This is a genomic window from Candidatus Deferrimicrobiaceae bacterium, assembly GCA_036504035.1.
GTDB lineage: Bacteria > Desulfobacterota > Deferrimicrobia > Deferrimicrobiales > Deferrimicrobiaceae > JANXPS01.
The window spans coordinates 243,040-262,912 of the sequence record DASXVV010000011.1 but is presented as its reverse complement, the minus strand read 5'-3'; the positions used below and the strand labels follow the sequence as shown (position 1 = coordinate 262,912).

Genomic DNA, 19,873 nt, shown 5'->3' with positions numbered 1-19,873 from the left:
CACCAGGAATCCGAAGGGGGAATCATGTCCACGATCGGGAGTATCAACGGAAACCAGCAATCGATCTACCAATGGCTGTCCCAGGCGGCCGGAGGCGCCGTCAGAAAAGGCGACGACGGCGACAACGACGCCACGCGGACGGGCGTTGCGGGTGCTGCGGCAGCGCAAGGAAGCCAGGCCGGCGGTCTCGGGGCCCTGCGTCAGCAGATCCTCTCGGCGGTGTCGGACGCGGTCGGAAAGCTCGACAAGACGAGCAGCCCCCAGGAAGTGGCTTCGGCCATCCAGGGAGCCGTCCAGAACACGCTGAAGCAGAACGGGATCGATCCCGCGCAGTTCCAGCAAGGATCGGGCACCGGCGGAGGGCATCACCACGGCCACGCGCACGGCGGGGGCGGCAAGGGGGGCTCGAAGAACGCGATCGACCAGATCCTTCAGCAGAACGGTTTCGACCCGCAAGCGGTCCGGCAGGCATTTGCAGACCAGACGAATTCGTCGACATCGGATATCCCGGCGGCATCCGCGGTTGACGCCAGCCAGGCGACAGACCTTCTTCAGGTGGCGCAGACCATCGCGAGCGGTTCGGGCGTGGACACGAAGGCGTGATGCGGCGATATGTATTCCGGCTCTGCCTGCCGGTTCTTGCCGCAATTCTGATCGCCGTTCCCCCCGTTATGGCCGGGGGATATCACGTGACCGGCAAGATTCCGGTGGGGGGCACGGGAGGGTGGGATTACCTGGTGGCCGATGCATCGTCGCGTCGGCTATACGTCTCGCACGCAACGCAGGTCGAGGTGATCGACATCGATCACGGCGCGGTCGCCGGGCGGGTGTCCGGCACCGCCGGCGTCCACGGCATCGCCCTCGCGCCCGACCTGGGGCGGGGCTTCACGAGCAACGGGCGCGCGGCAACGGCCACCATCTTCGACTTGAAGACGCTGGCCGTGCTTGGCGAGGTGTCTACCGGGAAAAACCCGGACGCTATCGTCTACGATCCGTCCACGCATCAGGTCTTTACCTTCAACCGGGGCAGCGACGATGCCACCGTTTTCGACGCGGCCAAGGGCGTCGTCACCGGCACGCTCCCGCTCGGCGGGAAGCCGGAATTCGCCGCGGCGGACGGCGAGGGGCACCTATTCGTGAATCTCCAGGACAAGAACATCGTGGCGCGTATCGATTCAAGCGCGAAGGCGATCGATGCCCGATGGCCGCTCGCGCCCGGGGAGGATCCCACCGGCATGGCGATCGACATCCGGAACCATCGGCTGTTCGTCGGCTGCGGAAACAAGCTGATGGCGGTGATGGATTCACGGAACGGGAAGCTGATGACGACGCTGCCGATCGGAACCGGCGTCGACGCCAACGCGTTCGACCCGATAACCGGGCTGGCGTTCAGCTCCGATGGGGATGGAACGCTGATCGTGACCCGTGAGGATTCTCCCGATGCGTTCCATGTCGAAGAAACGGTCGCGACGCAACGCGGCGCCAGAACCATGGCGCTCGATCCGAAAACGCACAAGGTGTTTCTGCCCGTCGCCGAATACGATCCCGCGCCGACTCCCACGAAGGAAAACCCGCGCCCGCGTCCCCCGGTCCGGGCCGGGACATTCGCGATTCTCGTTCTGGAGCCTTAAGGCGCCGGGATCTCCTCGATGGCCTGGTTGCGGGCACGGGAGGAGTACACTGAGGGGCGGGATCGCATGCCGATCCGAAAGGGGGCCCCCATCATGACGATGAAGCCAGGGGATACGCACCGCTCGATCCTCCGGGGCATCGCCCGCCGGGCCATGCTCGAACGCGGGCTGCTGCCCGACTTCTCTCCCGAGGTGCTGGCCGAGCTTGGCGGGATCCTCCCTTTCCCCCTCCCCGCCGATGCGACCGTGCAGGACTTGAGAGCCCTTCCCTGGTGCTCCATCGACAATGACGACTCCCGCGACCTGGACCAGCTCAGCGTCGCCGAGGCGCTTCCCGGGGACGCAGCGAAGCTTCTCGTCGCCATTGCCGACGTCGACGCCCTCGTGAAGCGGGGAGCGCCTCTCGACGACCATGCGCGGCACAACACGACCTCCGTCTACACCGCCGGCGGCATCTTCCCCATGCTCCCCGAGAAGCTCTCGACCGACCTGACGTCCCTCAATCCCGGCGAGGACCGCCGCGCGATCGTCGTCGAGATGGTGATCGCCGGGGACGGTTCCCTCCGTTCCTCCGATATCCGGGCGGCGATCGTCCGGAACCAGGCGAAACTCGCGTACGACAGCCTGGCCGCCTGGCTCGAGGGAACCGGGGTGATGCCCGAAGGAATCGCGGCCGTCGACGGATTGGCCGGGAACCTGATGCTGCAGGACCGCACGGCCCAAAAGATGAAAAGCGTCCGGCAAGCCCACGGCGCCCTGAACCTGGAAACCATCAAGGCGCGCGCGGTGTTCGATGCCGACGACCTGGTGGATCTCGCGGTCGAAAGCCGGAACCGGGCGAAGGACATCATCGAGGATTTCATGATCGGGGCGAACGGCGTGACGGCCCGCTATCTCGCGTCCAGGAATCTTCCCTCGGTCCGGCGAGTCGTCAGAAAGCCGAAGCGCTGGGAGCGGATCGTGGAACTGGCCGCCGAATCGGGCGTCACCCTTCCCGGAGACCCGGATTCGCGGGCGCTGGAAGCGTTCCTCCTGAAAGCGAAGGCATCGGACCCACTTCGCTTTCCCGATCTTTCGCTCTCGATCATCAAGCTGATGGGCGCCGGGGAGTACACGGTCGAGTTCCCGGGGGAACAAGCGGAAGGACACTTCGGGCTTGCGGTCCGGGACTACACCCACTCGACGGCGCCTAATCGCCGTTACCCGGACCTGGTGACCCAGAGGCTGCTGAAAGCCGCGATGTCGGGGACGCCCGTTCCCTACGGCCGGGAGGAGCTGGAGGGGCTCGGGGCTCACTGCACCGAAGAGGAGGATGCGGCCCGGAAAGTGGAGCGGCAGGTCGAAAAATCCGCGGCCGCCTTGCTGGTGGAATCCCGGATCGGGGAGACGTTCGACGCCCTCGTCACCGGCGCCGCCGACAAGGGGACATGGGTCCGCATTCTTCATCCTCCGATCGAGGGGAAATTGGTCGGAGGCTTCGAGGGGGTCGACGTCGGGCACCGGGTTCGCGTGAGGCTGGTGCATACCGATGTGGAACGGGGCTTCATCGATTTCAAGCGGATCGGGTGATTCGTCTTGAAGCCGGATTTTCCTTTCTGGCGGCTCCCCTATAAGGAACTCCTGGAACGGCTTGACGCCGGTCCCGACGGACTGACCGGAGCCGAAGCGACGATCCGACTGGCAAGGTTCGGTCCGAACCTGATCCACGGAGAGCGCAAGCGGGCCCTCGCCCTTCAGTTCCTCGCCAAGTTCAAGAATCCCCTGGTCATCATCCTCCTGGTCGCCAGCGCGCTCTCCGCGTTCACCGGGGACGCGACCAGCTTCTTCATCATCGGCGCTATCGTCCTGGCCAGCGTGACCCTCGACTTCGTCCAGGAATACCGGGCAGGACAGGCCGCGGACCGCCTGCGCCGGTCCGTGGCGGTGCGCGGCCACGTGCTGCGGGACGGCAGGGTCACTGAGATCCCTCTTGCGGAGTTGGTACCGGGCGACGTGACGCTCCTTTCGGCCGGCGACCTGGTTCCCTGCGACGGCCGGTTGCTGGAGGCGAAAGACTTTTTCGTCAACGAGGCGCTGCTGACCGGGGAAGCGTTTCCGGTGGAAAAAATGCCGGCGGATTCGGCTGATGAGACCGAGGTGCTTGCGGCCGGCAACACCGTGCTCATGGGCACCTCGGTGATCAGCGGCACGGCCCGGGTGCTGATGTGCCGCACCGGGCAGGACACCGAGCTCGGCGAGATCGCCGACACGCTGATCGCCAAGGCTCCCCCCACCGACTTCGAGCAGGGAACCCGCCGGTTCGGGCTGCTCATCATGCGGATGACGATCCTGCTCGTCCTGTTCGTCCTGCTGGTCAACGCCTTCTTCCACCGTCCCTGGCTCGAATCGTTCCTGTTCGCCGTGGCCCTTGCGGTAGGGCTGACGCCCGAGCTGCTCCCCATGGTGGTCTCGGTGACGCTGTCGCGGGGCGCGATGCGCATGGCGGCCAGCAAGGTGATCGTCAAGCGTCTTGCGGCGATCCAGAACCTGGGGAGCATGGACGTCTTCTGCACCGACAAGACCGGTACGCTGACCGAGGCGCGCATCCACCTGGAACGCCACCTGGCGCCGTCGGGAAAGGAAAGCGAGCGGGTCCTGGCGCTGGCCTACTACAACAGCTATTTCGAGACCGGGGTGAAGAGCACCCTGGACGACGCCATCCTGGAGCACAAGGAGATCGACGTCAGCGGCTGGAAAAAGATCGACGAAGTGCCGTTCGACTTCGAGCGCCGCCGGATCTCGGTGCTTCTCGAAAACGGTTCCGGCCGGTTGCTGGTGGTCAAGGGGGCGCCCGAAGATGTCCTTCGGCTGTCAGTCGCCTACGAGGTGGACGAGGGGACCGAGCCGCTTCCCATGAACGATGCGGCGCGGGCGAAGATCAATGCGCAATGCGATGCGCTCGGGAACGACGGTTTCCGCGTGCTGGGAATCGCCGTGCGAAACGTGGGGATGGACCATCCCCACGCCGTGGTCGGCGATGAGTCGGAGCTGGTCTTCGCGGGCTTTGCCGCTTTTCTCGATCCCCCCAAGAAAAGCGCCGGCGCGGCGCTCGCCGGACTCGCCTCCGACCGGGTCGCGGTCAAGGTGATTACCGGCGACAACGAGCTGGTGACCCAGCACGTCTTCGCGCAGCTCGGCATTCCCGTGACGGGGGTGCTGACGGGCGCGGAGATCCAGCAGCTGGACGACCCGACACTCGCCGCGCGGGTCGAGCAGGCGAACCTGTTCTGCCGCGTGGCGCCCGCCCAGAAGAACCGGATCATCCTCGCCCTCAAGCGGCGGGGCCATGTCGTGGGGTATCTCGGCGACGGCATCAACGATGCCCCGTCGCTCCATTCCGCCGACGTGGGCATCTCGGTGGACAGCGCGGTGGACGTGGCGAAGGCGGCTGCGGACATGATCCTCATGGAGCAGGACCTGGGGGTGCTCCACGCGGGCGTTTTGGAAGGACGCCGTACCTTCGGCAACATCATGAAGTACATCATGATGGGGACCAGTTCCAATTTCGGCAACATGTTCAGCATGGCCGGCGCCTCGCTCTTTCTTCCCTTCCTGCCGATGCTGCCGGTGCAGATCCTGCTCAACAACCTGCTCTACGACGTCTCCGAGCTGCCCATTCCGCTGGACCGGGTGGATGAAGACTACCTGAGCCATCCCCGCCACTGGGACATGAACTTCATCCGGAACTTCATGCTGTGCATCGGCCCGGTCAGCTCGGTCTTCGATTTCCTCACGTTCTTCGTCATGCTGAAGCTCTTCCATGCCGGGGAGTCGCTGTTCCACACCGGCTGGTTCATCGAGTCGATGGCCACGCAGGTGCTGGTCATCTTCGTCATCCGCACCCGCAGGAACCCCTTCAAGAGCCGCCCCAACCCCTGGCTGATCGCCTGTTCGCTGGCCATGGTGGCGGTAGCCGCCGCGCTGCCGTTCACGTTCGTCGGCAGATATCTCGGGTTCACGGCGCCGCCGGCCCTGTTTTTCCTGGTCCTGGCCGCCATGCTGGTCGCCTATCTCCTGGCCGTGGAAGGGATGAAGCGGTGGTTCTTCCGCCGGTTTGCCGCGGAGTGAACCCGCCGTCCGTTCATTGTGGAACTCTCCGCTTACCTCTGACATTATCTGATTGCGGTGGGTTGGCGAGCCCTCCGGCCGAAATTGACGCCGTAGCGAAACTTATCGACACGGGAGACGATTGGAGACGATGATTCCCCCGCCCTGCCTTGCGACCCTTTCCATCCGATCGTTGCTTCTGCTGATCACACTCGTGGTTGCCCTGCCTGCGGCGGGCCTCATCCTTTATTCGGGGATCCAGTTCCGCAACGCGATGTTCAATGAAGCGAAAAACGATACCGCCAAGCTTGCCGACCGGATCGCCACCGATCAGCAGAACCTGGTCGCCGGCGCCGAACAGTTGATGGCCGCCCTGAGCCTGCTTCCGGAGGTCAGGGGGCGCGATGCCGCCCGTGTCGAGCCGGTCCTTCGGGAGCTGCGCAAGCTGAACCCGATGTATTCGAACATCTTCATCGCGGACCCGAGGGGGACCGTCTGGGCGACGGCTGTTCCGGTCAAGCCCCCTTTCGTCATCGGGGACCGGCGGTACTTCCGGAATGCCCTGGCCAGCGGACGGCTGTCGTCCGGAGAATACGTCGTCAGCCGGGCCACCGCCAGGCCGGCGCTGAACCTGGCCTATCCCTTGAGAAACGTTCATGGTGCGATCGTCGGGGTCATCAGCGTCGGTTTCGTCATCGACCGGTATCGGCAGCTGCCGGAGCAGATGAAGCTGCCTGCAGGGTCCAGCTTCGTGCTCCTCGATCATCGCGGGGTGGTCCTGTCCAGAGCCATCAACCCGGAATCGTTCATCGGCAAACCCTACCCCGAAGATGAATTCATGAAGATGGAGAGGGGGCCGGAATCGGGCACGACTGTGCGAACCTCGATCGGGGGGGACAAGCGGATCATTTCCTACCGGAAGATTCGCCTTCCCGGGGAGCAGAGCCCCTATTTGTACGTCGGGGCCGGAATACCGGTGGCGATGGCTGCGCGCGAGGCCAACAAGGCGCTCACGAAAACCGTGGCGCTGTTCACTTCGTTCCTGGTCCTGGCCTGTTTCGCCGCGGCGCTGATCGGCAAGCGCTCGATCGTGGATCGCTTCAAGCTGCTGGAGGACGCTTCCCAGCGACTCGCAGCCGGCGATCTGCAGGTAAGGGTGTCCGAGCTGGTGGCGGGGGGAGAACTCGGCAGCCTCGGGAAGACGTTCGACGCGATGGCGGAGCAGCTTGCCGTGCGCGAGGCGGAGCGCCTGAAGGCCGAGGCCGAGAAGGATCTCCTGACCGGCCAGCTGATCCAGGCGCACAAGATGGAATCGATCGGGCGGCTGGCCGGCGGGGTGGCCCACGATTTCAACAACCTGCTGACGCCGATCATCGGCTACTCGGAATTGTTGAAGAAAGACCTGAAGGGCGATGAATCGGCGCTCGGAAGGGTCGGAAATATCCTGAGCGCCGCCAACCGGTCCAAGGAGATCGTCCAGCAGCTCTTGAGCTTCAGCCGCAAACAGGTCATGGAGATGAAGATCGTCGACCTCAATCAGGTCGTAAAGGCTTTCCAGGGCATCCTTCGACACACCATTCGCGAGAGCATCGACATCCGCCTCGATCTGACCGAAGAGGGGCTCTGTATCCGCGCGGACGGCAACCAGATCGAGCAGGTCATCATGAACCTGGCCGTCAACGCACAGGATGCCATCGGCGCGCGCGGAAGCATCACCATCGGAACGTCTCCCGTGCGGATCGACGACGAGGATGCGCGCCGGCATCCGGGAGCGCCCCCCGGACGCTACCTGGTGCTGGCGATCACCGACGACGGCTGCGGGATGGCTCCGGAAACGCTCCAGCGGATCTTCGAGCCGTTCTTTACCTCAAAGGGGGTCGGAAAAGGGACCGGACTGGGACTGGCTACCGTGTACGGGATCGTCCGGCAGCACGGAGGGAACATCCGGGTCGAGAGCGAGCCGGGCAAAGGAACGGCGTTCAGATGCTACTTCCCCCTCGTCGACGAGCTGCCGGCAAGCGAACAGCCTGCTATGCACATTCCGGACTTGCCGGCCGGCGATCGACGGACCATCCTTCTGGTGGAAGACAACGAGATGGTCCGGACGCTTGTGAGCGAACTTCTGAAGCGGCAGGGGTTCGACCTGCTGGTGGCGGAAGATCCGAAACAGGCGCTGCAGCTCAGCGAGAACCGATCGCTCGACCTGCTCGTCACCGACGTCGTCATGCCCGGCATGACCGGCCCGGAGCTGCACGCCAGACTGCTTGACCGATATCAGGGACTGAAGGTGCTGTTCATGTCCGGCTACTCCGACAACGTCATTGCGCGGCAGGGGGTGCCGGACGGCGGGATGCAATTCATCCAGAAGCCGTTCTCCATCGACGAGTTCGCGAGAAGGGTCGAGACATCCCTGGCGGAATAGCCGTTCATCCTCCCTGGCGGGTCTGCCGGTCTATACTGTACGTGAAGCCCGGATTGCAGCCGGCGCCGGCCGCAACGAAGGATAATCCCAAGCCCCGGCCGCCGATCAAGCCGGACACGTTCTCCATCATGGTGCTGGGGCGGTAAGTCCGCCCCGGGGGAAACGAATGGATCTCGCGACGGAACTCCGATTCGGATTGCGGACGCTGGGGCGCCACAAGGTCCGAAGCACGCTCTCGATCCTGGGGATCTGCATCGGGGTGGGCGCCTTCATCTGCAGCGTGGCCATCGGCCGGGGAGCCTCTGCCCGGATCGACGAGCAGGTCCGGAACCTGAGCGACGACCTTATCCAGATCGAGGCCGGGTCACGGAACGTCAACGGGGTCCGGAGCGGCTCGCATGGCGAGACAAGCCTCACGTATAAAGACGTGCGGGCGATCGAGCAGCAGATTCCGCTCGTGATGTATGTTTCCCCGAACGTGGACATGCGGGTGCAGGTGGTCTACCAGAACCAGAACTGGGGGACGCAGGTGCGCGGCGTGTCGCCGGAGTATCTGGAGATCCAGCGGTGGCCGGTCGCCGGCGGCGCTGCCTTTACCGCGGCTCAGGTGACGTATGATGCGAAAGTCTGCCTGCTGGGCCAGACATTGGCGACGACGCTGTTCGCCACGGAGGACCCTGTCGGGCGGATCGTCCGCGTGCAAGGGATTCCGTGCAAGGTCGCCGGCGTCCTCGCAGTCAAGGGGTCTTCACCGAGCGGCCAGGATCGGGACGACGTTCTTTTGATGCCTTTCACGACGGTCATGAAGAAACTGCGGGGGGTCACGTATCTCGACGACATCTTCTGTTCGGCGATCACGCCGGAAGATGTGCCGGATGCGGAAAAGGAAATCGCCTCGCTGATGCGGGAACGGCATCGGATCCAGAATGGGCAAGAGGACGATTTCAACTTGCGCCACACCTCGGAGATCGCGAAGGCCCGCGCCGAGACCCAGCATACGATGACGATTCTCCTGGGGTGCATCGCGGCGGTTGCGCTCGTGGTCGCCGGGATCGGGATCATGAACATCATGCTGGTCTCCGTGGCGGAACGCACGCGGGAGATCGGCATCCGGATGGCGGTCGGGGCGCGCGGCCGGGACATCCTCGTCCAGTTCCTGCTCGAATCCGTAATCCTGTCGGTGATCGGGGGGGTGATCGGAACAGGATTGGGGGTCGCCGGGGCGTTCGGCATCGCCTCCGCATCGGGGTGGCTGGTGCAGGTCCGGCCCGATGCGATCGTCGTCGGATTCGGGTTTTCAGGCGCGGTGGGCATCTTTTTCGGCATCTACCCCGCCCAGCGCGCCTCGCTTCTCGACCCCATCGAGGCGCTTCGCAGTTAGAAGGGCAATATGATTCCGAAGTCATCTTTTCGATGTCGATCGCCGGCCCTTTATACCCGGTGCGCCCGACCCCTCGGCGCTTCGCAGGCCTTCCGCCGCCATCCTGGCGGCTCTTCCTCGCGATTCGCTCGGCGGCCTGCTCCGTGTTCGACCCCCTCCATGAGCACCATGCTCCATTGAAAAAGCCCCAAGCGCGTGCGCTTGGGGCTTTGGGTATCGCATGGTGCCGGAGGAGGGGGTCGAACCCTCATGTCCTTGCGGACACGGGATTTTGAGTCCCGCGCGTCTGCCAGTTCCACCACTCCGGCGGAGAGGTCGAATAGTAACACAAAATCGGCTAATGTTGACGGCTTCTCCCGCCGATAAGTAACTGACCAGGGGGTTCAAGGGATCCGATGGCGTTGTCGCAAAAGCTGTCCTTCTTACCGAGCGCTTACCAGCGCGTCCGCACGCTTCTGGGCAACGGCTCCCCGGCGGACGATTCCGCAGGGGACGGCCGCTTCCCCGGCGAGCAGGGAGAGCTGGCCGGCCGGCTGATCTCGCTCATGAACAACGTGCCGGGCGCGGTCTACCGGGGGAGGCCCGACTGGTCGATCTCGATGATCTCGGCCGACGTCAGGCGGATGACCGGGTACTCGGCCGCCGATTTCCTCTCGGGTGCGCTCTCCTGGAAATCGTTGATCCACCCAGAAGATCAGGCCGGACTCCTAGCCATCTTCCGCGAATCGGTGCGGAAGCGCAAAAAAGTGCTGCGCGTCGAATACCGGATCCGCCACGAAGACGGCCGCTACGTATGGATCGCCGACCGCCGGCAGCACGTCTACGACGCCGACGGGAGCTTCCTCTACGTCGACGGCCTCCTCCTCGACATCAACCGCCGGAAGAAATACGAGGAACAGCTTCGGCTGACGCAGTTTGCCGTCGATCATTCCGGCGACATCGCCTACTGGATCGATCGGTCGGGACGAATCCTCTATGTGAACGAGATGGCCTGCCGGGCGCTGGGCTACTCGCGCGACGAGCTGCTGTCGATGACCATCCACGACATCAATCCGCAGTTCCCGGCCGCCAGGTGGGGCGAGCATTGGGACCGTCTCCGGAAAGAGAAGCACCTCATCCTCGAAACCTCCCACCAGGCGAAGGACGGCCGGCTCATCCCCCTCGAGGTCACCGCGAATCACGTCTCGTTCGACGGTCACGAATACAATTGCGCGTCGGCGCGCGACATCTCTCTTCGCCTCGAGGCGCAGGAGGAGAGCCGGGCGCTCGAGGCGCAGCTGATCCAGTCCCAGAAGATGGAGGCGATCGGCCTCCTGGCGGGGGGGATCGCGCACGATTTCAACAACCTGCTCACGGGGATCATGGGGTACGCCAATCTGCTGTTGCAAAGCGAATCCCGGGACCCCGAGACGCTCAAGGCGGCCGGCGTCATCCAGGGGGCGGCCGAGCGGGCGTCGCGGCTGACCGCCCAGCTTCTCGGCTTTGCCCGCAAGGGGAAGCACCGTGCCGTTTCCGTCGACCTGCACAAGATGATCGGGAGCGTCATCGGCCTGCTCGACCGGACGCTCGACAAGAAGGTCACCATCGTGTCGCGCTTCGAGACCGAACCGCTGCCGACGGTCGGCGATCCCTCCCAGCTCGAGCAGGTGTTGATGAACCTGGCGATGAACGCGTGCGACGCGATGCCCGAGGGCGGCGAGCTGCGATTTTACACCGAGCGCGTCGCGTTCGACGACGCCTGGTGCCGAATGCACCGGGGCGCCCGGCCCGGGCAATATGCCGCGTTCTACGTCGGCGACACCGGGACCGGCATCGCCCCCGACCTGATCGGCAAGATCTTCGACCCGTTCTTCACGACCAAGGAGCCGGGCAAGGGGACCGGGCTCGGTCTGTCCATGGTGTTCGGGATCGTCAAGAACCACGGCGGCTACATCGACGTCGACAGCCGCCCCGGCTGCGGCGCCGTCTTCAGGGTCTACCTGCCGCTTTCCGACGAAGTCGAGGAAGCGCCCGAGGAGCGGGTGCCGTTCCGGTTCGTGCCGGGCTCGGCCAGCGGGAAGATCCTTTTGATCGACGACCAGGAAGAGGTGCGCGATGTCTGCAGCGCGATGCTGTCGACACTCGGCTACACCGTGGTGACGGCGGTCGATGGTGTCGATGGGGTCGAGACCTATTCCCGGATCGGGCACGACGTCGACCTCGTGGTCATCGACATGGTGATGCCCAATCTCTCCGGGCGCGATTGCTTCCGGCAGATTCGCGATATCCGGCCTGACGTCCGCGCCGTCCTCTCGACCGGCTACAGCCTCGACGGCGTCGTTGAAGAAACGCTGCGCGAGGGGATCCTGGGCTTCATCCAGAAACCGTATCGGCTCGAGCAGCTTGCCCGGGTTGTCGAAGAGGCGCTCGCCGCGCCACTGGAAAAAAGGGGCTGAACGGGGGAGAATGGGGACGCCATGACGCCCCCCCAGTTGCCCGCGACCAAGATCGTCTGCACCATCGGACCGGCCAGTGCCTCACCGGCCGTCATCGCCGGCCTGGTCTCTTCGGGCATGTCGGTTGCCCGCCTCAACTTCTCGCACGGCACCCAGCAGGATCATGCCAAGGTGGTTTCCATGGTCCGAAAGGAAGCGCGCCGCCAAGGCCGCTTCGTTGCCGTCCTGCAGGACCTGCAGGGGCCCAAGATCCGGCTCGGCGTTTTTGCCGCCGGGCGCGTGGTGCTCCCGACGGGCGCCCCCTTCACCCTGACGACCGAAGCGGTGTCCGGCGATGCCTCGATCGCCTCCGTGTCCCACCGCGGTTTCCCGGGCGATGTCCGGGTGGGCGACGAGGTCCGGATCAACGACGGGCTCGTCCGGCTCAAGGTCCGCGGAATCAAGGAACAGCGTGTGATGTGCACGGTGATCGAGGGGGGAGAGATCGGCGACCGGAAGGGGATCAACCTGCCCGGCCGCGACGTGTCGCTCCCCTCGCTGACCCGGAAGGATGTCGCCGATCTCGCCTTCGGACTTGCGCTTGGCATCGACTCTGTCGCGCTGTCGTTCGTCCGGACCGCCGCCGATATCGCCGGCCTGAAGAAAAGGATTCGCGCTGCGGGGAAGGATACCCCCGTCATCGCGAAGCTCGAGAAGGCCCAGGCGATCGCCAATCTGGCGTCGATCCTCTCCGTGGCCGACGGCATCCTCGTGGCGCGAGGCGACCTGGGGGTCGAGACCGAGCTGTCCGAGCTGCCCATGCTGCAGAAGCGCATCCTGCAGGAGGCGTCGCGGGCCGGGGTGGTCGCGATCACCGCAACCCAGATGCTCGAATCGATGACGCACAACCCGATGCCCACACGCGCCGAGGTGTCCGATGTCGCCAACGCGGTGCTCGACGGGACCGATGCCGTGATGCTCTCGGGCGAAACGGCGTCCGGCGATTTTCCGGTCGAGGCCGCAGCCATGATGCGCAAGGTGGCGCTTTCAGCCGAAGCGGAACGGTCGCCGGTTCCCGCCGATCTCTCCGAGGCGCTCGGGATTCCGGGCGTCGTGGCCGAGGCGGCTTGCCGGGCGGCAATCAAGGCGTGCGCCCGCCGGATCGTCGTGTTCACCCGGTCGGGTCTGACCGCCCGCATCCTGTCGAAGTTCCGTCCGTCGACGCCGGTCGTCGCCTTCACCGCATTCGAGCCGGCCGCATGCCGGATGGCGCTCTACCGGGGGGTCGAGCCGTTCCTGCTCCCCGAGACCGAGACCCTGGGCGCCGACCGGGTGGTCGATCTGACGGTCGCTTTCCTCCTGTCGCGCCGGCTGATCGCCCGCGGCGACCGGCTGGTGTTCGTCTACGGTTCCAGCGGCGGGCATTGCGACAAGATGCGCGTGGTCCAGGCATGAACGATAAACGGAGGGCAGCGTGAACCTGATCGACATCCTCATCGCGGCATTCTGCATCGGTTTTGCGGTTTCGGGGCTACTCAACGGGTTGGTCCGCCAGGCGGCGGGCTGGGCCGGGCTGATCCTGGGGCACCTGGCGGGGCTGAAATTCGGCGGGGTCGTCCAGCGTATGCTCGGGTTCGAATTCTCGCGCGCCGAGACGGTCGCCTACCTGGTGACCTTCCTGGCGGTCTATATCGCGGTGCGCGTCGTGGGGTCGATGGCCGAGCGCCGCGTGCGCGGGTCGAAACTCTCGGGGGCCGACCGGCTCACGGGTGGGGCGGCGGGGCTGCTCAAGGGCCTCCTGCTGTCCATCCTGCTGGTGTTCCTGCTGGTGTCGCTGCTGCCCAGGGACACCCAGTATCTGCGCAACTCGAAACTGACCCCCAAGATCGTCGTCGCCGCGCGATGGATGGCGCCCGCATTTCCCGACAAGGTGCGCGAAGCGTTCATGGAAAAGCTGCGCTAGCGACGTCTGCCGGTTACTTGAACGCCTCGGCCAGGAACAGCTTCATCGCCTCCCAGGAGCGCTTGTCGGCCTTCTCGTTGTAGACCGCCCCGTCGAGCTTGTACCGGTCGACGCCCGGGTTCGTGAAGCTGTGCTTCGCACCCCCATAGAGAACGACCTGCCAGTCGGTCCCGGCGTTCCGCATCTCGTCCTCGAAAGCGCTCACCTGGGCCGGGGGCACGAACGGGTCGTCCCCGCCCGCCAGCACGAGAACCTTCCCCTTGATGTTCTTCGCATCCTCGGGATGCGCCGTCTGCAGTCCGCCATGGAAACTCACCACGCCGCGCACGGGGGCCCCGCTGCGGGCGAGCTCGAGCACGGTGGTCCCGCCGAAGCAGTAGCCGATGGCCGCGATCCGCTTCGGATCGACGCGGGGGTCCTTTCGCAGGACGTTCAGCGCTTCGTTGATGCGCGCGCGCATCAGGGCGGGGTCCTGCTTGAACTGGCCGGAAAGCTCGCCGGCCCGCTTGGCGTCGTCCGTCACGACGCCCTTGCCGTACATGTCGACCGCGAGCGCGACATACCCCAGCGCCGCGACCATATCTGCCCGGTGGTCCGCATAGGCGTTGCGGCCCCACCACTCGTGCACGACCAGCACGCCGGGTCGCCTGCCCTTGACGGCGTCGTTCCAGGCGAGGTGCCCTTCGAGCACCGCATCCCCCTGCTTGTAGGCGATCCGCTTGCCCTTGACGGCCGCGCTACCGGCGGTCGCAAGGGTCATGACGAGCATCAGCGCAACGAAATATCGCATGGTTTCCTCCGTGACAACCCGGTTTACGACTTCGATGCCCGGGATCGGGAAGGGATTCCCGTTTTCCGGACGGAAAGCGCCTCGGCCATGACGCGGCACACCTCGGCGTCGGACACCTGGTCGAATTCGCGGTAAAGTTGGCCGACAGCGTGGAAAAGGGGAGGGGTCTCGAGGACAATCATCTCGTCGGCCTCGCGTGCGATCGCTGCCGCCGTATCCGGTGGCGCGCCCGGGACGGCCACGACGACCCGGGCGGCCCCGCCCGCTTTCGCGACAGCGATCGCGGCCCGCATCGTGGCGCCGGTCGCGAGCCCGTCATCGACGAGGAGGACAATCCGACCCGATAGCGCCAGCGGCGGCTGGTCGCCACGGTAGGCCCGCTCGCGTCGCACGATCTCGGCCTGTTCGACCCGGGCGACTTCCTCGATCTGGCGATCGGTGATGCCCAAGGGCCGGATCACCTGCCGGTTCAACACCCGGATTCCGCCCGGGCCGATCGCCCCCATCGCCAGCTCCTCCTGCCCGGGTGCCCCCAGCTTTCGGACGACGAGCACGTCGAGCGGTGCCGCCAGCGCCCGGGCGATCTCGTCCGCGACGATGACGCCGCCCCGGGGGAGGGCGGCCACGAGCAGCCCCGCCTGCCCGACAAGATGGATCAACTTTTCGGCCAGCTTTCTCCCCGCATCACGACGGTCCCGGAAACGCGGCATGATCTTCCCCTCAACGAGTTAGATGCCGGGAGGAAGCGCGAGTGTCCCGTCGCGCGAATAAAAAAAGGGCCGCGGTCGGTTGCCCCGCGGCCCCTCTTGTCCATGCCCGCGGACGGGCGGGTTATTTTGCGTGTCGGATCGCCTTCTGCGACGTCTTGATCGCGCACAGGTCCGCGCACATCGTGCAGGTGGTGTCGTCGGTGGTGGGCATCGTGCCGCCCCGCATCTCGCGCGCCATGTCGGGGTCGATCGACAGCTCGATCTGGGCTTTCCAGTCGAGACGCTGCCGCGCGTCGGCCATCTTGTTGTCCCAGTCGATCGCGCCGGGGATGCCGCGAGCGATGTCGGCCGCGTGCCCGGCGATGCGGGAGGCGATGACGCCGGTGCGGACGTCCTCGAGCGGCGGGAGCCGCAAATGTTCGGAGGGCGTGACGTAGCAGAGGAAGTCGGCGCCGTGCCAGGCGGCGATTGCGCCGCCGATGGCCGCGGTGATGTGGTCGTAGCCCGGGGCGACGTCGGTGACGAGCGGCCCGAGGACGTAGAAGGGCGCCCCGTGGCACAGCCGCTTCTGAAGCTGCATGTTGGTGACGATCTGGTTGAGGGGGACGTGTCCCGGCCCCTCGATCATCACCTGGACGTCGCGCGCCCACGCCCGCTCGGTCAGCTCGCCCAGGGTGGACAGCTCGTGGATCTGCGCCCGGTCGGTCGCGTCGGAGAGGCAGCCGGGGCGCAGCCCGTCTCCCAGGGATAGCGTGATGTCGTATTCCCGGCACAGGTCGAGCAGCCGGTCGTACTGCTCGTAAAACGGATTTTCCTTGCCGTTGACGTCCATCCACTCGGCGAGCAGCGATCCGCCGCGGGAGACGATGTCGAGCCGACGGCCTTCGCGTTGGAGCCGCTCGATCGTGGCGCGCGTGACGCCGCAGTGGATCGTCATGAAGTCGACGCCGTCCTCGGCCTGCTTCTCGACTCCCTTGAAGAAATCGTCGGCGGTCAGCTCGACCCAAGATTTCTTCGACAGGATGCCGTCGGAGGCGGCCTGGTAGATCGGGACCGTCCCGATCATCACGGGGCAGTCGGCCAGAATCGCCCGGCGGATCTCGTCGATCGGCCCGCCGGTCGAGAGATCCATCACGGCGTCCGCGCCGGCCGCCACGGCCACCCGCATCTTTTCGAGCTCGAGGGCGACGTCGGCCCGGTCGCGGGACGAACCGATGTTGGCGTTGACCTTGACCTTGAGCCCTTCGCCTACGGCGATCGGCGCGATCGGGCGCCGCCTTATGTTTTTAGGGATGACGACTTTCCCCTCCGCGACCTTGCGGCGGAGCATCTCGGGGTCGACGTTTTCGCGCTGCGCCGCCGCGAGGATTTCTGGAACCGGCTTTCCGTTGCGTGCGCGGTGCATGAGAGTCATGGGGTACCTTCCTTATTCGTCGGTAAGAAGCAGGAGCAAATTTCGAACGGCGGCGGCCGGATCGGGCGCCGCCATGACTTCCGTGATCAGGGCGACGCCGTACGCGCCCGCGTTCAATGTTTCCGAAATCTGCGCCGCGCCGATGCCGCCCAGGGCGAACACCGGCAGACGGGTCGCGCGGCATGCCGCGTCCAGCGCCGACAGTCCGACGGGGGCGCCGTACGCCGCCTTCGAGGCGGTGAAGAAGACCGGACCGAAGGTAACGAAGTCGGCGCCGCCGTCCTCGGCGGCCCGAAGCTCGCAATGCGAATGCGTCGAGCAGCCGATCAGGGCGCCCGGGCCGAGCAGCCGCCGCGCCTCGGCCGGCGGGATCGAGGCCGCCCCCAGGTGGACGCCGTCGGCGCCGACCGCCATCGCGATGTCGACGCGGTCGTTGACCAGGAGTGTCGCGCCGTACCGGCCGGTCAGCGTCCGCATCCGATCGGCGAGCCGGATCAGCGCGCGTGCGCCCAGATCCTTCTCGCGAAGCTGGACGCAGCGGAGGCCCCCGTCGAGCGCGCTCTCGACCGCCCGGAGCAGGTCGCCTTCGGGCGCCGCTTTCCGGTCAGTGACCAGGCAGAGACGAAAGCCGGCGCGCCGCATGCCCGGGCTAGAAAAACATTCCGTCGAGCGGCGACGAGGCGGTCGCGTACAGCTTCTTCGGGATCCGCCCGGAGAGGAGGGCCTTGCGCCCGGCTGAAACCGCCTCGCGCATCGCTTCGGCCATCATCACGGGATCCTTCGCCGAGGCGATCGCCGTATTCATCAGGATACCATCACAGCCGAGCTCCAGCGCGACGGCCGCGTCTGAGGCAGTCCCCACGCCGGCGTCGACGATGACCGGCACTTTGACCGTTTCGAGGATGATCTTGAGGTTGAACGGGTTGCGGATGCCCAGCCCGGATCCGATCGGCGCGGCGAGCGGCATGACGGCCGCGCAGCCGGCATCCTCGAGCTTTCGTGCGGTTATGGGGTCGTCGTTCGTGTACGGCAAAACGACGAACCCTTCCCGGACCAGGACCCGGGCCGCTTCGAGCAGCGCCTCGACGTCGGGGAAAAGCGTTTTCTCGTCGCCCAGCACCTCGAGCTTGACCATGTTCGACATGCCCGCCTCGCGTGCCAGCATGCAGGTCCGGATGGCGTCGTCCGCGGTGAAGCAGCCGGCCGTATTGGGCAACAGCGTGTATTTCTTCAGGTCGATGTGGTCGAGCAGCGACGCCTTGCCCCGGTCGAGCTCGACGCGGCGAACCGCGACGGTGACAATCTCGGCGCCCGACGCTTCAAGCGCCCGGACCATGGTCTGATTGTTCGGATATTTCCCGGTCCCGACCAGCAGCCGCGAACCGAACGTCTTTCCACCGATGACCAATGGCTTGTCCATTTGCTTCAACCACCTCCCACGAATGTGACGATCTCGATCCGGTCTCCGTCGGCCAGCGCCGTCGTCCCGTAATCGCTTTTGCGAATGATGGCCCGGTTGCGTTCGACGGCGACCCGGGTCGCGGGCAGCGACAGCGAAGCGACCAGCGACAGGACGGTCGCGCCCGCTTCGACCGCGCGCGGCTCGCCGTTGAGCACGATCTCCATATTCATTTCCTCTCGCATCGGACTAGAAAAACAGATCGCGCTCGCCCGAAAGGATGCGAGAAAGCTTCCGCCCGAACTCGGCTTCGAGCGGGGCGCCCGACATTTCGCCGCGCCCGGACTCGACCGCGTCGAGGCACGCCTTCCGGAGCGCCGGGTCTTCGGCCGACGTACCGAACTCGGCCAGCGTCAGCAGCGCGTTGGGCAGACAGAAGCCGCGGATCTCGCCGCGGGTCGCCATCCCGGTGAACGTCCGTCCGGTCCGCGCGCTCCGGTAGCAGCTCGTGCACAGCGAGGGGAGATAGCCGCGGTCCAGGACCACGCGAAGCATCGTCTCGATGGGGCGGGTATCGCCGACGACGAACTGCTCGGATGCCGCCTTCCGCTCTCCCGCGACGTAGCCGCCGGGATCGACCTTGGAGCCGGCACTGATCTGGGAAGCGCCGATGTCGAGCGTCCGCTCGCGCAGCGCGGCCGGCTCGCGGGTAGAGACGACGACGCCCGCGGAGGGGACGCAGAGCCGGTAGAGGATGACGGCCTTTTCGAAATCCGCGTCGGAGACGGGGCAGGGAGCGGCGGCGAGCGCCGACCCGAACGCCTCCTTGAAGCGAGGGACCGAGATCGTGTGCGGGAAAGCCCCGAATTTGTCCAGCAGGTGCTCGGCGTGGCGGATCGCGGCTAGCACTTCGAACCGGAAATCGTAAAGCCCCAGCAGCGGCCCGATCCCGACGTCCTCGAACCCGGCTTCGAACGCCCGGTCCATGACGGTGAGCCTCCATGCGTAATCGGCCTTGGGGCCCGACGGGTGCATGACCTTGTACGTCTCCGGGTGGTACGTCTCCTGGAAGACCTGGAAAACGCCCGCGCCCGCGGCCTTGAGCTCGCGGAGCTGCTCGACGGCCATCGGCGCGGCGTTGACGTGCAGGATGCGCATGCCGGTGTCGCGATAGATCGTCCGCAGGACGTCGCACAGGTAATCGATCTGCGTTCTCGCCGGGTGCTCCCCGGTGACGAGCAGCAGCCGGCGGAACCCCTTCTTCACGAGGAAGGCCGCCTCGGCCGCAGCCTGGGCGGGGGTCAGAGATACCCGTTTCTCGCGCAGGTTGTCGCGGCGGAACCCGCAATAGAGGCAGTTGTTGCCGCAGTGGTTCGAAAGGTAGAGCGGGGCGAAGAGGACGACCCGCCGGCCGAATACCGCCTGGCGGATGCGGCCCGCGGTCCTTGCGGCGGCCTCCCAGGTCGGGATGTCGTCGGTCGCGAGCAGCCGGGCCGCCTCGGTGCAGGCGAGTCGCCGCCCAGGCGAAAGCGATTCGAGGAGTGCGAGCGCTTCGGTGCGCGCGTAAGGGGGAGACGAGGCCAGCAGCGTCGAGACGGCATCGGCGTCGACCGGCAAGGGCATGGCGCCGGACGGGCAGTTCGGGGGGTTCATGGGGGGCACG

Annotated in this window: 16 protein-coding genes and 1 tRNA gene; 9 read left to right on the top strand and 8 right to left on the bottom strand. The window is 65.9% G+C overall.

What is annotated here, in order from left to right:
- The first annotated feature begins 24 nt into the window (after positions 1 to 24).
- From VGK27_10265 to VGK27_10240, 6 genes are all read left to right on the top strand, one after another.
- Positions 25 to 603, top strand: coding sequence for a hypothetical protein (locus tag VGK27_10265; protein ID HEY3490486.1), 579 nt, complete (start codon positions 25 to 27; stop codon positions 601 to 603).
- A gap of 86 nt (positions 604 to 689) precedes the next feature.
- Entirely contained in the window at positions 690 to 1,631 is a 942-nt protein-coding gene (locus VGK27_10260; GenBank protein ID HEY3490485.1) for a hypothetical protein, read from the top strand.
- Positions 1,632 to 1,724: 93 nt separating this feature from the next.
- Complete coding sequence (locus VGK27_10255; protein HEY3490484.1) at positions 1,725 to 3,200, top strand: RNB domain-containing ribonuclease; 1,476 nt, start codon at positions 1,725 to 1,727, stop codon at positions 3,198 to 3,200.
- 6 nt (positions 3,201 to 3,206) lie between these two features.
- Positions 3,207 to 5,738, top strand: coding sequence for a magnesium-translocating P-type ATPase (gene mgtA / locus VGK27_10250; protein ID HEY3490483.1), 2,532 nt, complete (start codon positions 3,207 to 3,209; stop codon positions 5,736 to 5,738).
- Positions 5,739 to 5,868: 130 nt separating this feature from the next.
- Positions 5,869 to 8,139 carry an ATP-binding protein gene (locus VGK27_10245; GenBank protein ID HEY3490482.1) on the top strand — a complete coding sequence of 757 codons (2,271 nt, stop codon included), beginning with the start codon at positions 5,869 to 5,871 and terminating at the stop codon, positions 8,137 to 8,139.
- Positions 8,140 to 8,305: 166 nt separating this feature from the next.
- Positions 8,306 to 9,520, top strand: a complete 1,215-nt coding sequence (locus tag VGK27_10240; GenBank protein HEY3490481.1) for an ABC transporter permease — start codon at positions 8,306 to 8,308, stop codon at positions 9,518 to 9,520.
- A gap of 221 nt (positions 9,521 to 9,741) precedes the next feature.
- Here the strand turns inward: VGK27_10240 and VGK27_10235 are convergent.
- Positions 9,742 to 9,828, bottom strand: a tRNA-Leu gene (locus VGK27_10235).
- 87 nt (positions 9,829 to 9,915) lie between these two features.
- On the opposite strand from VGK27_10235, the gene VGK27_10230 reads away from it, so the two are divergent.
- Genes VGK27_10230 through VGK27_10220 form a run of 3 tightly spaced genes read left to right on the top strand, consistent with a single transcriptional unit; the run spans position 9,916 to position 13,897 of the window.
- Positions 9,916 to 11,955, top strand: coding sequence for a PAS domain S-box protein (locus tag VGK27_10230; GenBank protein HEY3490480.1), 2,040 nt, complete (start codon positions 9,916 to 9,918; stop codon positions 11,953 to 11,955).
- A 21-nt stretch (positions 11,956 to 11,976) separates the two neighbouring features.
- Positions 11,977 to 13,389 carry a pyruvate kinase gene (gene pyk / locus VGK27_10225; GenBank protein HEY3490479.1) on the top strand — a complete coding sequence of 471 codons (1,413 nt, stop codon included), beginning with the start codon at positions 11,977 to 11,979 and terminating at the stop codon, positions 13,387 to 13,389.
- A 19-nt stretch (positions 13,390 to 13,408) separates the two neighbouring features.
- The gene (locus tag VGK27_10220; GenBank protein HEY3490478.1) at positions 13,409 to 13,897 is read left to right on the top strand and encodes a CvpA family protein; all 489 of its coding nucleotides are present in this window, start codon (positions 13,409 to 13,411) and stop codon (positions 13,895 to 13,897) included.
- Positions 13,898 to 13,910: 13 nt separating this feature from the next.
- On the opposite strand, the gene VGK27_10215 is transcribed toward VGK27_10220, so the two are convergent.
- The 7 genes from VGK27_10215 to hydG all read right to left on the bottom strand — a co-directional run bounded on the left by VGK27_10215 (position 13,911) and on the right by hydG (position 19,863).
- Positions 13,911 to 14,687 carry a dienelactone hydrolase family protein gene (locus VGK27_10215; GenBank protein ID HEY3490477.1) on the bottom strand — a complete coding sequence of 259 codons (777 nt, stop codon included), beginning with the start codon at positions 14,685 to 14,687 and terminating at the stop codon, positions 13,911 to 13,913.
- 23 nt (positions 14,688 to 14,710) lie between these two features.
- Positions 14,711 to 15,397 (bottom strand): phosphoribosyltransferase, encoded by a 687-nt coding sequence (locus tag VGK27_10210; GenBank protein HEY3490476.1) that lies wholly within the window; start codon positions 15,395 to 15,397, stop codon positions 14,711 to 14,713.
- 121 nt (positions 15,398 to 15,518) lie between these two features.
- Complete coding sequence (thiC, locus tag VGK27_10205) at positions 15,519 to 16,811, bottom strand: phosphomethylpyrimidine synthase ThiC (protein HEY3490475.1); 1,293 nt, start codon at positions 16,809 to 16,811, stop codon at positions 15,519 to 15,521.
- 12 nt (positions 16,812 to 16,823) lie between these two features.
- The gene (thiE, locus tag VGK27_10200; GenBank protein HEY3490474.1) at positions 16,824 to 17,453 is read right to left on the bottom strand and encodes a thiamine phosphate synthase; all 630 of its coding nucleotides are present in this window, start codon (positions 17,451 to 17,453) and stop codon (positions 16,824 to 16,826) included.
- A 7-nt stretch (positions 17,454 to 17,460) separates the two neighbouring features.
- Positions 17,461 to 18,231, bottom strand: coding sequence for a thiazole synthase (locus VGK27_10195; GenBank protein HEY3490473.1), 771 nt, complete (start codon positions 18,229 to 18,231; stop codon positions 17,461 to 17,463).
- A gap of 5 nt (positions 18,232 to 18,236) precedes the next feature.
- Entirely contained in the window at positions 18,237 to 18,443 is a 207-nt protein-coding gene (gene thiS, locus VGK27_10190; GenBank protein ID HEY3490472.1) for a sulfur carrier protein ThiS, read from the bottom strand.
- Between the two features lie 16 nt (positions 18,444 to 18,459).
- Positions 18,460 to 19,863: a [FeFe] hydrogenase H-cluster radical SAM maturase HydG gene (gene hydG / locus VGK27_10185; protein ID HEY3490471.1), complete on the bottom strand. Its 1,404-nt coding sequence runs from the start codon at positions 19,861 to 19,863 to the stop codon at positions 18,460 to 18,462.
- Positions 19,864 to 19,873 lie beyond the last annotated feature (10 nt).

Coding starts and splice junctions, on each gene's coding strand:
- VGK27_10265 (HEY3490486.1), top strand. CDS start 25: ATGTCCACGATCGGGAGTATCAACGGAAACCAGCAATCGATCTACCAA.
- pyk (HEY3490479.1), top strand. CDS start 11,977: ATGACGCCCCCCCAGTTGCCCGCGACCAAGATCGTCTGCACCATCGGA.
- VGK27_10195 (HEY3490473.1), bottom strand. CDS start 18,231: ATGGACAAGCCATTGGTCATCGGTGGAAAGACGTTCGGTTCGCGGCTG.
- hydG (HEY3490471.1), bottom strand. CDS start 19,863: ATGAACCCCCCGAACTGCCCGTCCGGCGCCATGCCCTTGCCGGTCGAC.
- VGK27_10240 (HEY3490481.1), top strand. CDS start 8,306: ATGGATCTCGCGACGGAACTCCGATTCGGATTGCGGACGCTGGGGCGC.
- VGK27_10215 (HEY3490477.1), bottom strand. CDS start 14,687: ATGCGATATTTCGTTGCGCTGATGCTCGTCATGACCCTTGCGACCGCC.
- VGK27_10245 (HEY3490482.1), top strand. CDS start 5,869: ATGATTCCCCCGCCCTGCCTTGCGACCCTTTCCATCCGATCGTTGCTT.
- VGK27_10230 (HEY3490480.1), top strand. CDS start 9,916: ATGGCGTTGTCGCAAAAGCTGTCCTTCTTACCGAGCGCTTACCAGCGC.
- VGK27_10255 (HEY3490484.1), top strand. CDS start 1,725: ATGACGATGAAGCCAGGGGATACGCACCGCTCGATCCTCCGGGGCATC.
- thiC (HEY3490475.1), bottom strand. CDS start 16,811: ATGACTCTCATGCACCGCGCACGCAACGGAAAGCCGGTTCCAGAAATC.
- VGK27_10210 (HEY3490476.1), bottom strand. CDS start 15,397: ATGCCGCGTTTCCGGGACCGTCGTGATGCGGGGAGAAAGCTGGCCGAA.
- thiE (HEY3490474.1), bottom strand. CDS start 17,453: ATGCGGCGCGCCGGCTTTCGTCTCTGCCTGGTCACTGACCGGAAAGCG.
- thiS (HEY3490472.1), bottom strand. CDS start 18,443: ATGAATATGGAGATCGTGCTCAACGGCGAGCCGCGCGCGGTCGAAGCG.